Source organism: Bacillus sp. AFS018417 (genome assembly GCF_002560985.1).
In the GTDB taxonomy this organism is placed as follows: Bacteria; Bacillota; Bacilli; order Bacillales; family Bacillaceae_G; genus Bacillus_A; species Bacillus_A rhizoplanae.
This window is the reverse complement of sequence record NZ_NTTM01000001.1, coordinates 36,796-50,218: the sequence shown is the minus strand read 5'-3', so window position 1 is coordinate 50,218 and position 13,423 is coordinate 36,796. Positions and strand designations below refer to the sequence as shown.

Sequence of the window (13,423 nt, the reverse complement as noted above, 5' to 3'; positions counted from 1 at the left end):
GTCATTGGACTCGTCTTTTTATTTTTACCCCGGTATTCTCGAGTAGTAGGATTCACTCTTAAGAAATAGATGGGGTACCGTCTATAAGGGCAGGTTGATTCAACTATTTCTCAGACAGACACTTTGCCTAGAAATGATTCATACACTAAAAGTGTAAAAGGACGTATATATTTTAAAAAAGTGTTAACGCTTATAAATGTATTGTTTCATTTCGTATAGAGGGGAGGAAGGCTTAATTATCGTTTGTCTAGTTTTATATAATGATGGTTAGATAGACTACGATAAATAAGCGAATATATGGGGTACGTTACAACAAAAGAAGAGATTTGTATTGTGTGTGAACATAAGAAGGATAGTGGAATTCATTTGTATACGAGTTTTATATGTGAATCATGTGAGCGAGAAATGATAGAAACAAGTACAAATAATCCGAAGTATATGTTTTATTTACAGCAATTGCGAAAGATACAAGTATCGCGTTAGAAAATAGGCATATTTGCCTATTATTTTTTTTGTACAAATCTCGGTATAATGTAGAGAGAATGAATAATAAGGAAGAGTGAGTATGGATCAAAGAAAAATGCCCTTATATGAAGCATTAAAGACCTTTGTAAGTAAGAAGCCAGTATCCTTTCATGTTCCAGGTCATAAAAGTGGAACGAATTTTCCAGATGAAGCACAGGAGTATTTTCATGATATACTTTCTATTGACGTAACAGAGCTTACTGGACTTGATGATCTTCATAGTCCATTTGAATGTATAGAAGAAGCACAACAATTATTAGCAGATTTATATGAAGCACAAAAAAGTTATTTTTTAATCAATGGTTCAACCGTTGGGAATTTAGCTATGCTGTTAGCATGCTGTAATGAACATGATACGGTTTTTGTACAAAGAAATGCTCATAAATCCATTATGAATGGTCTTAAATTAGCTGGGGCACGTCCTGTCTTTCTAGAGCCATGGATTGATGAAAAGTATGGTGTACCGGTGGGTGTTCCTTATGAAGTGATTGAAGCTGCAATTCAACAATATCCACAAGCGAAAGCTCTTATTTTAACGCATCCCAATTATTATGGTATGGGTGTAGATTTAGAAAAGAGTGTTGCATTAGCACATGCACATCGTATTCCTGTTTTGGTAGATGAGGCACATGGAGCGCATTTTTGTGTTGGAGAGCCTTTTCCAAAATCGGCACTTGCATACGGAGCTGATATCGTTGTTCATTCAGCTCATAAAACATTACCAGCAATGACAATGGGATCATACTTACATGTAAATAGCACTCTCGTTGATGAAGAAAAGGTTTCTTCTTATTTAAATATATTGCAATCTAGTAGTCCGTCTTATCCAATAATGGCTTCATTAGATATAGCCCGTTTTGCATTAGCGAAGATAAAAGAAGAAGGTTGTAAGGAGATTGCTACATTTACTCAGCAAATTCGTACAGCATTAAATCGTATTCCACAATTTGCTGTTTTAGAGTATCCAATACAAGATGCATTAAAAGTAACAGTGCAAACACGCTGTAAGCTCTCTGGATATGAATTACAACGTGTATTTGAAGAGATCGGTATGTATGTTGAAATGGCAGATCCCTATAATGTTTTACTTATCTTACCACTCCAAGTAAATGAGGATTATATAAAAGTAATTGATAGGCTACAAGGTGCACTATGCTCATATGATGTAGAAGATACTAGGCCGTGTATTTATTATCCTGATAAAGAAAATTTATCTTCTTTATCGTTTACATATAAGGAGTTGGAGAAGTATAAGAAAAAAGTTGTACCTTTACAGGAGGCGTTAGGTATGATTGCGGCCGAGATGATTATACCGTATCCACCAGGGATTCCTTTGCTTATGTATGGAGAAGAAATTACGTTAGAGCATATAAATCAAATTTCTTATTTAGAAGAGACTGGTGCACGTTTTCAAGGAAATACAAAAAATATTACTGTATATGATATATAGAGAAAGAGGTTTTTATAGATGAAGGGATTGTTTGTAACAATTGAAGGACCAGAAGGATCAGGAAAATCTACATTAATTACAAAATTATTGCCGTACTTTGAGAAGAAGGAACAAAAAGTAATGGCAACACGCGAACCAGGTGGTATTACAATTTCAGAAGAAATTCGTACCATTTTACATAAAAAAGAGCATACAATGATGGAAGCACGTACAGAAGCATTATTATATGCTGCAGCACGCAGACAACATCTAGTAGAGAAAGTCATGCCAGCCTTAGAAGATAGTTATATTGTAATATGTGATCGTTTTATTGATAGCTCCCTTGCTTATCAAGGATATGCAAGAGGTCTTGGTGTCGACAAGGTGTTTGAAATTAATCGTTTTGCGACAGAAGATTGTATGCCGGATATTACAATCTATTTAGATATTGATCCAGAGGTTGGCTTAGCACGTATTAGAAAAGATGATAATAGAGAAGTAAACCGTTTAGATTTAGAAAGTATGGAGTTTCATAAACGTGTTCGTGAAGGATATTTACAATTAGTAGATCGATTTGCGGATCGCATCGTCGTTGTAAATGCAGATCGACCAATGGAAGCTGTTGTAGAAGAAGTTACTCAGCTTATTGAACAAAAGTTGTTATAATAGAAGAAAGTATAAAAAGTGAGGTATGAAACATGACGAAGACGTGGGAACAACTGTCTCTTATACAACCCATTGTTGTAAAAATGTTAATGAATAGTATTGCAAAAGAGCGTATATCCCACGCTTATTTGTTAGAAGGGCCAAAAGGAACAGGGAAGCTTGAAACAGCTATGCAAATGGCGAAAAGTTTTCTTTGTTTGCAGCGAAATGGAGTAGAACCTTGTCATACATGTACGAATTGCCGACGTATTCATTCGGGTAATCACCCAAACGTATATACGGTTACACCAGATGGGCTATCAATTAAGAAACAGCAAATTCACGAATTACAAGAAGAGTTTTCTAAAACCGGTCTAGAAGCAACTAAAAAAATATATATTATTGAGCATGCAGATAAGATGACGACAAACGCCGCGAATACATTGCTTAAATTTTTAGAAGAACCGAGCAGTGATACGACAGCTATTTTATTAACGGAGCAAAGTCATCAAATTTTAAGTACCATTTTATCACGATGTCAAATTGTTACATTTCGCTCTCTTCCAAAAGATGCTCTGGTAAATCGGTTACAAAGGGAAGAAGTAAGTTTTTCTTTAGGGAATCTTGCGGCTGAACTTACAAATAGTTTTGATGAGGCATTATCGTTTTGTGGTGATGAATGGTTTGCACAAGCACGAACTTTAGTGATAAAATTATGTGAAGCCCTAGAGAAAGATACCACGTCTCTTTTTTTTGTACAGGAGAAGTGGGTGAAGCATTTTGGAGAGAAAGAACAATTACAGTTAGGATTAGATATGTTGCTCCTTATTTATAAGGATTTATTATATGTTCAATTGGGAGAAGAAGATCGTCTAGTTTTTCAAGACCAAAAAGGGTTATTCCAATCTTTTTCCTATTCTCAAAAGCGCATTGTATCGGCTCTTTTCAATATATTAGAAGCAAAAAATAGAATCAACGCTAATGTAAATGCGCAGCTTGTGTTCGAACAGTTAGTGTTGCGGTTGCAGGAGGGATGACCGTTTGTATGATGTAGTAGGTGTTCGTTTTAAGAAGGCCGGAAAAGTGTATTACTTTGACCCAAATCAATTTGATATCTCAGAAAATGAATTTGCGATCGTGGAAACAGTACGGGGAATTGAATATGGGAAAGTTGTCATCACGAAGAAACAAGTCGATGAAAATGATGTTGTACTCCCATTAAAGAAAGTCATCCGTATCGCAGATGAAAATGATCGTACAATTGTTGAGGAAAATAAACGTGCAGCAAAAGAAGCGTATCAAGTTTGTCAGCAAAAAGTAGTCGAGCATGATCTTGATATGAAACTTGTTGACGTGGAATATACATTTGATCGCAATAAGGTTATTTTTTATTTTACAGCGGATGGTCGTATTGATTTTCGTGAGCTTGTAAAAGACTTAGCCGCTATTTTTCGGACAAGAATCGAGTTAAGACAGATTGGTGTTCGTGATGAAGCAAAAATGCTTGGCGGTATTGGTCCATGCGGTCGAATGCTGTGCTGTTCTACTTTTTTAGGGGATTTTGAACCTGTATCCATTAAAATGGCAAAAGATCAAAATTTATCATTAAATCCTGCGAAAATCTCTGGGTTATGTGGTCGACTGATGTGTTGTTTAAAGTATGAAAATGATGAATATGAAGCAGCAAAAGAGCAGCTTCCAGATTTAGATGAAAAAATACAAACACCGCATGGTCTTGGTCGTGTAATCGGGTTAAATATTTTAGAAAGATTAATTCAAGTGGAATTAGTAGACAAGGAACGGATAGTAGAATATACGTTAGATGAATTAATAAATAAAGGGGTCGTTTCGAGTCAAACCACAGATTAATGAGGTGGGTGCTTGTGGAGAAAAAAGATATTTTTGCAGCGGTTTCTAGTATGGAAGAGCAAATTGGATATCTCTATAAACAGTTGGGAGAGCTAAAGCAGCATCTCGCAGAGCTACTTGAAGAAAACCAACATATTAAAATGGAAAATGAAAATTTGCGAAATCGTTTTGAAGAAATTCAGAATAAGCAGAAACAAAAGTCGAATAAACGAAAAGAGATAAAGCCTAAAATAGATATCGGTGAAGGATATGATAATTTGGCACGCCTGTATCAAGAGGGTTTTCATATTTGTAATTTGCATTATGGAAGTGTACGTAAAGAAGGGGATTGTTTATTCTGTTTATCCTTTTTAAATAAAAAATAAAATTACCTTTCCAATAAATTGGAAAGGTAATTTTTTGTACATATAACCAAAATATAAGTAAAACAGATTAGACTGTTATGAACATAGCATAGATTGTCTTAACGTCTGTTAAAATAAGCTTGAATGATGAGGAAGGAAAGAAATATATGCAATTGTATGGAGATGAACGTTTAGATTATTTACTATCAAAAGATATGAAAATTATTCAAAGTCCGTCAGTATTTAATTTTTCATTAGATGCAGTATTATTAGCAAACTTTGCGTGGATGCCAATTCAGAAAGGGAATATATTAGATTTGTGCACAGGAAATGCAGTGATTCCTCTTTTATTAAGTTCCCGTACGAAAGGGAAGATTACGGGAGTTGAAATACAAGAGCGTATTTACAACATGGGTGTTAGAAGTGTTCAATATAATGATTTAGAAGAGAGAATACAGCTTATTCATGGTGATTTAAAGCATATGCCAGAGCAAATAGGGCGACATCAGTTTGATGTTGTTACATGCAATCCACCATACTTTCAAACACCAAAACCTTCTGAACAAAATTTTAATGAGCATTTAGCGATTGCTCGTCACGAAATTATGTGTACGTTAGAAGACGTTGTACGTGTTAGCAGCCAACTTGTTAAGCAAGGGGGAAAAGTGGCCTTTGTACATCGTCCTGGCCGTTTACTTGATATTGTAACGCTTATGAGAAAATATAAAATTGAACCAAAACGCCTCCAATTTGTATATCCAAAAGTAGGTAAAGAAGCCAATACGTTATTAATTGAAGGTATTAAAGATGGGAATGCTGATTTGAAAATTTTGCCGCCTCTTTTTGTATATAAAGATAATAACGAATATACGAAAGAAATGAACGCGATTTTATATGGAGCAGAATAAGCATTATTTTTATGTTGTTGAATGTGCCGATGGGAGCTACTATGCGGGATATACAAACCATTTAGAGAAGCGAATTGAAGCTCATAATAGCGGAAAAGGAGCACGCTATACAAGAGCAAGGCGTCCTGTTAGGTTAAAATACTTTGAAACTTATGAAGAAAAAAGGACTGCAATGCAGGCAGAATATCGTTTTAAGCAGTTAAAACGGAAACAAAAAGATGAGTATATACAAAAAGGAGACTATTATGTGGCAGCAAAAAAGCTTTCAAATGAATGAGAGAGGAACATTATATTTAGTTCCAACTCCAATTGGAAATTTAGAAGATATGACATTTCGCGCGATTCGTATATTAAAAGAAGCAGACTTTATTGCAGCAGAGGATACAAGGCAAACGAAAAAACTATGTAATTATTTTGAAATTGAAACACCGGTAATGAGTTATCATGAGCATAATAAAGAAGTGAGCGGTCGAAAAATTTTAGATATGTTAGAACAAGGAAAAACGGTAGCAATTGTCAGTGATGCAGGTATGCCATGTATTTCGGATCCTGGTTATGACATCGTTGTACAAGCAGTAGAGCAGCAGTATTCAGTTGTGCCCCTTCCTGGTCCAAATGCTGCGCTTACAGCATTAATTGCCTCTGGATTAGAGACAAAGCACTTTTATTTCTATGGATTTTTACAGAGACATAAAAAAGAGCGTAAAGCAGAATTAGAGAAGTTACGCTATATTCCAAATACAATGATGTTTTACGAAGCGCCACATCGATTAGGAGAAACATTAATTTCTATGAAAGATGTGTTAGGGAATAGAAATGTTGTATTGTGTCGTGAGCTTACGAAGAAATTTGAAGAATTTATTCGTGGTTCCTTAGAGGAAGTCATTCATTGGGCAAAGGAAAATGAAGTGCGCGGAGAGTTTTGTGTTCTAGTAGAAGGTTCTACGGAAGAAGCTGTAGATGAAGAAGCGTGGTGGGAAACGTTAACTGTTGAGGGACATGTTGAATACTACATAGAGGAGAAAGGCCTTTCTTCTAAAGAAGCAATTAAAATAGTTGCAAAAGATCGAAATATGTCGAAACGAGATGTATATCAAGCATACCATGTTTAAAAAATAAAGCTTCTCTATTAGAGAAGCTTTATTTTGCTGCTGCGATAAATTGTTGTAATTCTTTTAAGATTTGCTCTGCGCCTTCTGGGCTTAAAATGATTTTACCTTCAGCTAATGAAAGGTTACTATCAGAAACTTCACCAGTTACTTGGCAAGTCATGTTTGGCTTATATTTTTTTAAGATAATTTTCTCGTCATCAACGTAGATTTCAAGAGCATCCTTTTCTGCAATACCTAGTGTGCGGCGTAATTCAATTGGAATTACAACGCGGCCTAATTCATCAACTTTACGAACGATACCAGTAGATTTCATATTTGTTTCTCCTCCTCATATTTTGCAAGTTTGTACATCTATTTGAATTCGTCATTTTTCGACAAAATACCCTATGCACATATGATACCAATCATTGACATTTCCGTCAATTCTTTAATTGTAAAATTTATAAAAGTTTTGTAGATTTTCGCATCTACTTATTATATATACTAAAAAATAATAGATGTATAGAGAGATTTATTTTATTATCTTAATTTTATTGATAATTCCGAAGTGTTAAAATGTATATTTTTTCTTAATATGAGTAATAGATGATAAAGATATAGAGCATTCACTCGTCTTTATACCTAAGTTTTTGATATACTGTTTATAAATACATATGAGGTCATTTGGGAGGTTCAAAACAATGACAGAGGAAAATAAGACCTTTTACATTACCACTCCGATTTATTATCCAAGTGGAAAACTTCACATCGGACATGCTTATACGACGGTAGCGGGGGATGCAATGGCACGCTATAAACGTATGCAAGGATATGATGTCTACTATTTAACAGGCACTGATGAACATGGACAAAAGATTCAAAAGAAAGCAGAAGAATTAAATGTTACACCACAAGCGTATGTTGATAACATTGTAGCAGGAATTAAAGAGTTGTGGGGAAAAATGGATATTTCTTATGATGATTTTATCCGTACAACAGAAGATCGTCATAAAGAAGTTGTAGAAAAAATCTTTAAGCAACTTGTTAATCAAGGTGATATTTATCTTGATGAATATGAAGGTTGGTATTCTGTACAAGATGAAACATTCTATACAGAGCATCAACTTGTTGACCCAGTGATGGAAAATGGAAAAGTAATTGGTGGAAAGAGCCCAGATAGTGGTCATCCAGTAGAACTTGTTCGTGAAGAATCATATTTCTTTAGAATGGGGAAATATGTAGATCGACTATTAAAGTTCTATGAAGATAATCCACACTTCATTCAACCAGAATCACGCAAAAATGAAATGATTAATAATTTTATTAAACCAGGATTAGAAGATTTAGCTGTTTCTCGTACTTCTTTTGACTGGGGTGTTCGTGTACCGGGTAATCCGAAGCATGTTATTTACGTGTGGGTAGATGCATTATCTAACTATATTACGGCATTAGGTTACGGAACAGCGAATGAAGAAAAGTATAAAAAATATTGGCCAGCAGATGTTCATTTAGTAGGAAAAGAAATTGTTCGTTTCCATACAATTTATTGGCCAATTATTTTAATGGCTCTTGATTTACCACTTCCGAAAAAAGTATTTGCACATGGTTGGATTTTAATGAAAGACGGAAAAATGAGTAAATCAAAAGGAAATGTAGTAGATCCTGTCACATTAATTAATCGTTACGGTTTAGATGCACTTCGTTACTACCTACTTCGTGAGGTACCATTTGGATCAGATGGTGTATTTACACCAGAGGGATTTGTTGAGCGTATTAACTTCGATCTTGCGAATGATTTAGGAAATTTATTAAATCGTACAGTAGCAATGATTGATAAATATTTTGGTGGGGAAATTCCAGCCTACAAAGCAAATGTAACAGAATTTGATGAAACTTTAGTAACATTTGCAAAAGATACATTGCAAAAAGTAGAAGCTTCAATGGAAAACATGGAGTTTTCGGTAGCACTAAGCACAATTTGGCAATTTGTTAGCCGTACAAATAAATATATAGATGAAACACAACCTTGGGTATTAGCAAAAGATGAAAGTGATCGTGAGAAACTCGCTTCTGTTATGGCGCATCTTGCAGAAGCACTTCGACAAACAGCGATTATGTTAATGCCATTTTTAACAGAAACACCAGGAAAAATCTTTGAACAAATTGGGATTACAGATGAAGAATATAAAACTTGGAACAGCCTTTCTACAATTGGTTGCATTCCAACTGGCACAAAAGTTGCGAAAGGGCAGCCTGTATTCCCGCGTTTAGAAGTAGAAGTAGAAGTAGAGTATATTAAAGAACAAATGAAAGGCGCTGCTCCAAAAGTAGAAGAGAAGAAAGAAGCGGAGCCAAAGGCAGAAGAAATTACAATTGACGATTTCTTTAAAGTAGATCTACGTGTAGCAGAAGTGTTAGATGCAGAACCTGTGAAAAAAGCAGACAAGCTGTTAAAGATACAACTTGATTTAGGCACAGAAAAACGACAAGTTGTATCTGGAATTGCTAAATTTTATTCTCCAGAAGAATTAAAAGGGAAAAAGGTCATTTGTGTTACAAACTTAAAACCGGTAAAACTACGTGGTGAATTATCACAAGGTATGATTTTGGCGGGCGAAGAAAACGGAAAATTATCGTTAGCAACAGTCGATCAAAATTTACCAAATGGTACAAAAATTAAGTAATAACGACAAAATGAGAGATGTTTCACGTGTAACATTCGTGAAGCATCTTTTTTCTTGTCGAAAATCTTTCTAAAATTTCCTTTTTTGTATCAAAATTGTAATATGGTTGTTATTACGTTGTTAGGAAAGTAATTTTTACCTATGATAGAATTTATTTCAAATAAAAGGAGTTATTGTTATGTTGTTTGATACACATTCACATTTAAATGCAGAGCAATTTGAAGAGGATTTACAGGAAGTAATTGCAAGAATGAAAGAAGCTGGTGTTTCTTATACAGTTGTAGTTGGTTTTGATGAAGTGACAATCAAAAAGGCAATCGAATTAGCAGAAACATATGACTTTATTTATGCAGCTGTTGGTTGGCATCCTGTTGATGCAATTGATATGACAGAAGAGCACCTAAAATGGTTAGAAGAGTTAGCAAATCATCCAAAAGTTGTTGCACTTGGTGAAATGGGCTTAGATTATCACTGGGACAAGTCTCCGGAAGATGTGCAAAAGGAAGTATTTCGTAAACAGATTAGACTAGCGAGAAAGGTGAAATTACCAATCATCATACATAATCGCGACGCAACGCAAGACATCGTAGATATTTTAAAAGAAGAAAACGCATTTGAAGTAGGAGGAATTATGCATTGTTTTAGCGGTAGTGTTGAAGTCGCAAAACAGTGTATTGATATGAATTTCCTTATTTCATTAGGTGGGCCAGTAACTTTTAAAAATGCAAAGAAACCAAAAGAAGTTGCGATGGAAATTCCAATGGAACAACTTTTAATCGAAACAGATTGTCCGTATTTAACTCCTCATCCGTTTCGTGGAAAACGAAATGAACCGAGCTACGTAAAGCTTGTTGCGGAGGAAATTGCAAAATTAAAAGGATTATCTTATGAAGAAGTAGCGGTAAAAACAACAGAAAATGCAAAAAGACTATTCAGCATTCAATAATGAGAAGTAGAGGAGGAATCCCTCCTCTCACTTTTTCTTCCTTCACCTATGTTTGTCTTCAGATGAGTAATACTACTTGAAAGAGTAGGAGAATGAGATTCAGTAATTCTGATCTAGACAGGGACAAAGGGGGCACTTTATTGTGATTGTAAATGCAAGGAATTTATTATCCAGGTTAGAAGCGAGCAAAAAATTAGCAGTAAAATTTACGAGTGCATTAATCATTTCAGGGTCTGTTGGGACCGTAGCTTATGCAGGGACAACGGATAAAATTATTATTGAAGTAGATGGAAAGAAACAAGAAATTTATACGCATGCAAATACTGTAAGCGAATTGTTACAAGACGAGGGGATTCAAGTAACAGAAAAAGATCATATATATCCAGCACTTTCTACAAAAATTAAGGGTGAAATGAAGGTGAATGTAGAAAAAGCAAGGCCATTTATGATTATGGTCGATGGGAAAGAGAAACAAGTACAATCAACAGCAAAGACAGTAAAAGATTTGTTAGTAGAAGAACATATTGAAATTAATGAACATGATAAAATATATCCTAGTTTGCATACAGATTTAGAGGGTACGAAAAAAGTCATGATTCAAAAAGCATTCCCGGTTACGTTAACTGTTAGCGGTCAAGAGCAGCAAGTATGGTCAACTTCGACTACTGTCGCTGACTTTTTGAAAGAACGACAAGTGTCACTAAGTGAAATAGATAAAGTGGAACCCGCTTTGCAGGAAGTGATGCAACGAAATATGAAGGTCAAGGTAACTCGAGTAGAAAAAGTCAGCGATGCAGTGGAAGAACCAATTCCCTTTACGGAAGTAAGACAAGAAGATTCTTCACTCTTAACGGGAACTGAAAAAGTGATTCAAGAGGGAATAGAAGGAAAAAGGAAGAAAATATTTGAAGTTGTAAAAGAGGACGGAAATGAAGTCTCAAGAGACTTACAGAAAGAAGAAGTGGTGCAAGAAGTGAAAAATCGTATTGTAGCTGTTGGTACAAAAAAAGAAGAAGAGCATACTTCAGATGGTGAAGAAGGTGTAGCTGTCAAAGAATTTTATGTACAAGCAACAGCATATTCTCCGTACTGTGGGGGCTGCGAAGGTGTAAGTGCAGGAGGCTATAATTATATGGCAAATCCCAATATGAAATTAATTGCAGTAGATCCAAGCGTTATTCCGCTCGGAACAAGGGTATGGGTAGAAGGATACGGATATGCAGTTGCTGGTGATACGGGCGGAGCGATTAAAGGAAATCGTATCGATGTTCTTATGCCAACGGAATCACAAGCATACTCTTGGGGAAGAAAACAGGTGAAAATTAAAGTGTTACAATAATATTGTAAGCAGAGGGATTTTTTCTCCTCTGCTTTTTAAATTGTATTAATAGGAAAATAATAATGGAAAAGTAGGCGTTTTTTTGTTTTACTAATTAGAGATGTGAAATGAGTGTGGAGGAAGTTATGAAGATTAAAGAAATAATTGTTGTAGAAGGTAAGGATGATACGGTTGCCGTTAAGCGTGCAGTAGATGCAGATACAATTGAAACGAACGGTTCAGCGATTGGAGATCATGTTATTGAACAGGTGAAATTAGCGCAGCAAACACGAGGTGTGATTATTTTTACAGATCCCGATTACCCAGGAGAGCGTATTCGTAAAATTATTTCTGAGAAAGTACCAGGGTGTAAACACGCCTTCTTACCGAAAGAAGAAGCATTAGCGAAGCGGAAGAAGGGTGTGGGAATTGAGCATGCTTCTAATGAATCTATTCGACGTGCTTTAGAAAATTTACACGGGGAGATGGAAGCATACACGAGCGAAATTGATTGGATTGACTTAGTAGAAGCCGGACTCGTTGGCGGAGAAAAAGCAAAAAGTCGCAGAGAACGAATGGGTAAGCTATTAAAGATCGGTTATACAAATGCAAAACAGTTACATAAACGTTTGCAAATGTTCCAGATTTCAAAGCAGGATTTTGCAAAAGCGTATGAGCAAGTATTACAGGAGGAAAAGAAATGAAAGATATCGCAACACCAAATCGGACGAAAGATATTGTTGAAAAGTATGGATTTTCATTTAAAAAGAGTTTAGGGCAAAACTTTTTAATTGATACAAATGTGTTAAATCGTATTGTGGATTACGCAGAAATTGGATCTGAGAGTGGGGCAATTGAGATTGGGCCTGGTATTGGAGCGTTAACAGAGCAATTGGCAAAACGCGCTAAGAAAGTTGTAGCGTTTGAAATTGATCAACGTCTTTTACCTATTTTGGAAGAGACATTAGCGCCTTATAATAACGTAACGGTAATCAATAAGGACATCTTAAAAGCGGATGTAAATGAAGTATTTCAAGAGCGTTTTGAAGAGGTCCAAGATGTAATGGTAGTAGCAAACTTGCCATACTATGTAACAACGCCAATTTTATTTAAGTTATTAGAAGAGCAATTACCTGTGCGTGGTTTTGTGGTCATGATGCAAAAAGAAGTAGCTGATCGTTTAGCAGCTCGTCCAGGAACAAAAGATTATGGTTCATTATCAATTGCCATTCAATATTATACAGAACCTGAAACAGTGATGACGGTTCCGCGTACAGTATTTGTACCACAGCCAAATGTAGATTCAGCAGTTATTCGTTTATTAAGACGTCCAAAGCCACTTGTAGAGGTAAAGGATGAAACATTCTTCTTTGAAGTGGTGAGAGCTAGCTTTGCGCAGCGACGTAAAACATTAATGAATAACTTATCTAATAACTTAAATGGTTTTCCAAAGGATAAAATATTACTTGAGCGTATATTAGCAGAAGTTGAAATTGATCCGAAACGAAGAGGAGAAACATTATCAATTGAAGAGTTTGCAAAGCTAAGTAACGCTTTATTTTCATATAAAATGTAAAAGGTAGCTCGTTCTGAGCTGCCTTTTTTGTCACCCTTTTTTCTATAAGTTCATAGGCTACAAAAGAACGTAGTGAGTTATATGTCCC

15 protein-coding genes are annotated in these 13,423 nt (G+C 35.4%); 14 read left to right on the top strand and 1 reads right to left on the bottom strand.

Going from position 1 to position 13,423, the window contains the following annotated elements; all coding sequences use genetic code 11:
- Nucleotides 1-297: 297 nt before the first annotated feature.
- From CN326_RS00265 to rsmI, 9 genes are all read left to right on the top strand, one after another.
- Nucleotides 298-483: a sigma factor G inhibitor Gin gene (locus tag CN326_RS00265; RefSeq protein ID WP_098305028.1), complete on the top strand. Its 186-nt coding sequence runs from the start codon at nucleotides 298-300 to the stop codon at nucleotides 481-483.
- A gap of 82 nt (nucleotides 484-565) precedes the next feature.
- Nucleotides 566-1,975, top strand: coding sequence for an aminotransferase class I/II-fold pyridoxal phosphate-dependent enzyme (locus CN326_RS00260; RefSeq protein ID WP_098305026.1), 1,410 nt, complete (start codon nucleotides 566-568; stop codon nucleotides 1,973-1,975).
- An 18-nt stretch (nucleotides 1,976-1,993) separates the two neighbouring features.
- Complete coding sequence (gene tmk / locus CN326_RS00255; RefSeq protein ID WP_098305024.1) at nucleotides 1,994-2,620, top strand: dTMP kinase; 627 nt, start codon at nucleotides 1,994-1,996, stop codon at nucleotides 2,618-2,620.
- 32 nt (nucleotides 2,621-2,652) lie between these two features.
- Nucleotides 2,653-3,636: a DNA polymerase III subunit delta' gene (gene holB, locus CN326_RS00250; RefSeq protein WP_098305022.1), complete on the top strand. Its 984-nt coding sequence runs from the start codon at nucleotides 2,653-2,655 to the stop codon at nucleotides 3,634-3,636.
- Nucleotides 3,637-3,640: 4 nt separating this feature from the next.
- Nucleotides 3,641-4,468 carry a PSP1 domain-containing protein gene (locus tag CN326_RS00245; RefSeq protein WP_098305020.1) on the top strand — a complete coding sequence of 276 codons (828 nt, stop codon included), beginning with the start codon at nucleotides 3,641-3,643 and terminating at the stop codon, nucleotides 4,466-4,468.
- A 14-nt stretch (nucleotides 4,469-4,482) separates the two neighbouring features.
- The gene (gene yabA / locus CN326_RS00240) at nucleotides 4,483-4,833 is read left to right on the top strand and encodes a DNA replication initiation control protein YabA (RefSeq protein ID WP_141524940.1); all 351 of its coding nucleotides are present in this window, start codon (nucleotides 4,483-4,485) and stop codon (nucleotides 4,831-4,833) included.
- Nucleotides 4,834-4,979: 146 nt separating this feature from the next.
- Nucleotides 4,980-5,720: a tRNA1(Val) (adenine(37)-N6)-methyltransferase gene (locus CN326_RS00235; RefSeq protein WP_098305016.1), complete on the top strand. Its 741-nt coding sequence runs from the start codon at nucleotides 4,980-4,982 to the stop codon at nucleotides 5,718-5,720.
- On the top strand, nucleotides 5,707-5,997 hold the full coding sequence (locus tag CN326_RS00230; RefSeq protein ID WP_098305014.1) for a GIY-YIG nuclease family protein: 291 nt from the start codon (nucleotides 5,707-5,709) through the stop codon (nucleotides 5,995-5,997). The genes CN326_RS00235 and CN326_RS00230 overlap by 14 nt, the downstream gene beginning before the upstream one ends.
- Nucleotides 5,966-6,832, top strand: a complete 867-nt coding sequence (rsmI, locus tag CN326_RS00225) for a 16S rRNA (cytidine(1402)-2'-O)-methyltransferase (protein WP_098305012.1) — start codon at nucleotides 5,966-5,968, stop codon at nucleotides 6,830-6,832. Before CN326_RS00230 ends, rsmI begins: the two co-directional genes overlap by 32 nt.
- Nucleotides 6,833-6,860: 28 nt before the next feature.
- Here the strand turns inward: rsmI and CN326_RS00220 are convergent, their stop codons facing one another.
- On the bottom strand, nucleotides 6,861-7,145 hold the full coding sequence (locus CN326_RS00220) for a transition state genes transcriptional regulator AbrB (RefSeq protein ID WP_098305010.1): 285 nt from the start codon (nucleotides 7,143-7,145) through the stop codon (nucleotides 6,861-6,863).
- A gap of 367 nt (nucleotides 7,146-7,512) precedes the next feature.
- Here CN326_RS00220 and metG point away from each other — a divergent pair, with 367 nt between their 5' ends.
- The 5 genes from metG to rsmA all read left to right on the top strand — a co-directional run bounded on the left by metG (nucleotide 7,513) and on the right by rsmA (nucleotide 13,335).
- A complete protein-coding gene (metG, locus tag CN326_RS00215) occupies nucleotides 7,513-9,495 on the top strand; it encodes a methionine--tRNA ligase (RefSeq protein WP_098305008.1) in 1,983 nt (660 codons plus the stop codon).
- Between the two features lie 178 nt (nucleotides 9,496-9,673).
- Entirely contained in the window at nucleotides 9,674-10,441 is a 768-nt protein-coding gene (locus CN326_RS00210) for a TatD family hydrolase (protein ID WP_098305006.1), read from the top strand.
- Between the two features lie 142 nt (nucleotides 10,442-10,583).
- On the top strand, nucleotides 10,584-11,780 hold the full coding sequence (locus CN326_RS00205; RefSeq protein ID WP_098305004.1) for a resuscitation-promoting factor: 1,197 nt from the start codon (nucleotides 10,584-10,586) through the stop codon (nucleotides 11,778-11,780).
- Between the two features lie 125 nt (nucleotides 11,781-11,905).
- Nucleotides 11,906-12,463 (top strand): ribonuclease M5, encoded by a 558-nt coding sequence (gene rnmV / locus CN326_RS00200; RefSeq protein WP_098305002.1) that lies wholly within the window; start codon nucleotides 11,906-11,908, stop codon nucleotides 12,461-12,463.
- The gene (gene rsmA / locus CN326_RS00195; RefSeq protein WP_098305000.1) at nucleotides 12,460-13,335 is read left to right on the top strand and encodes a 16S rRNA (adenine(1518)-N(6)/adenine(1519)-N(6))-dimethyltransferase RsmA; all 876 of its coding nucleotides are present in this window, start codon (nucleotides 12,460-12,462) and stop codon (nucleotides 13,333-13,335) included. Before rnmV ends, rsmA begins: the two co-directional genes overlap by 4 nt.
- Nucleotides 13,336-13,423: the final 88 nt, after the last annotated feature.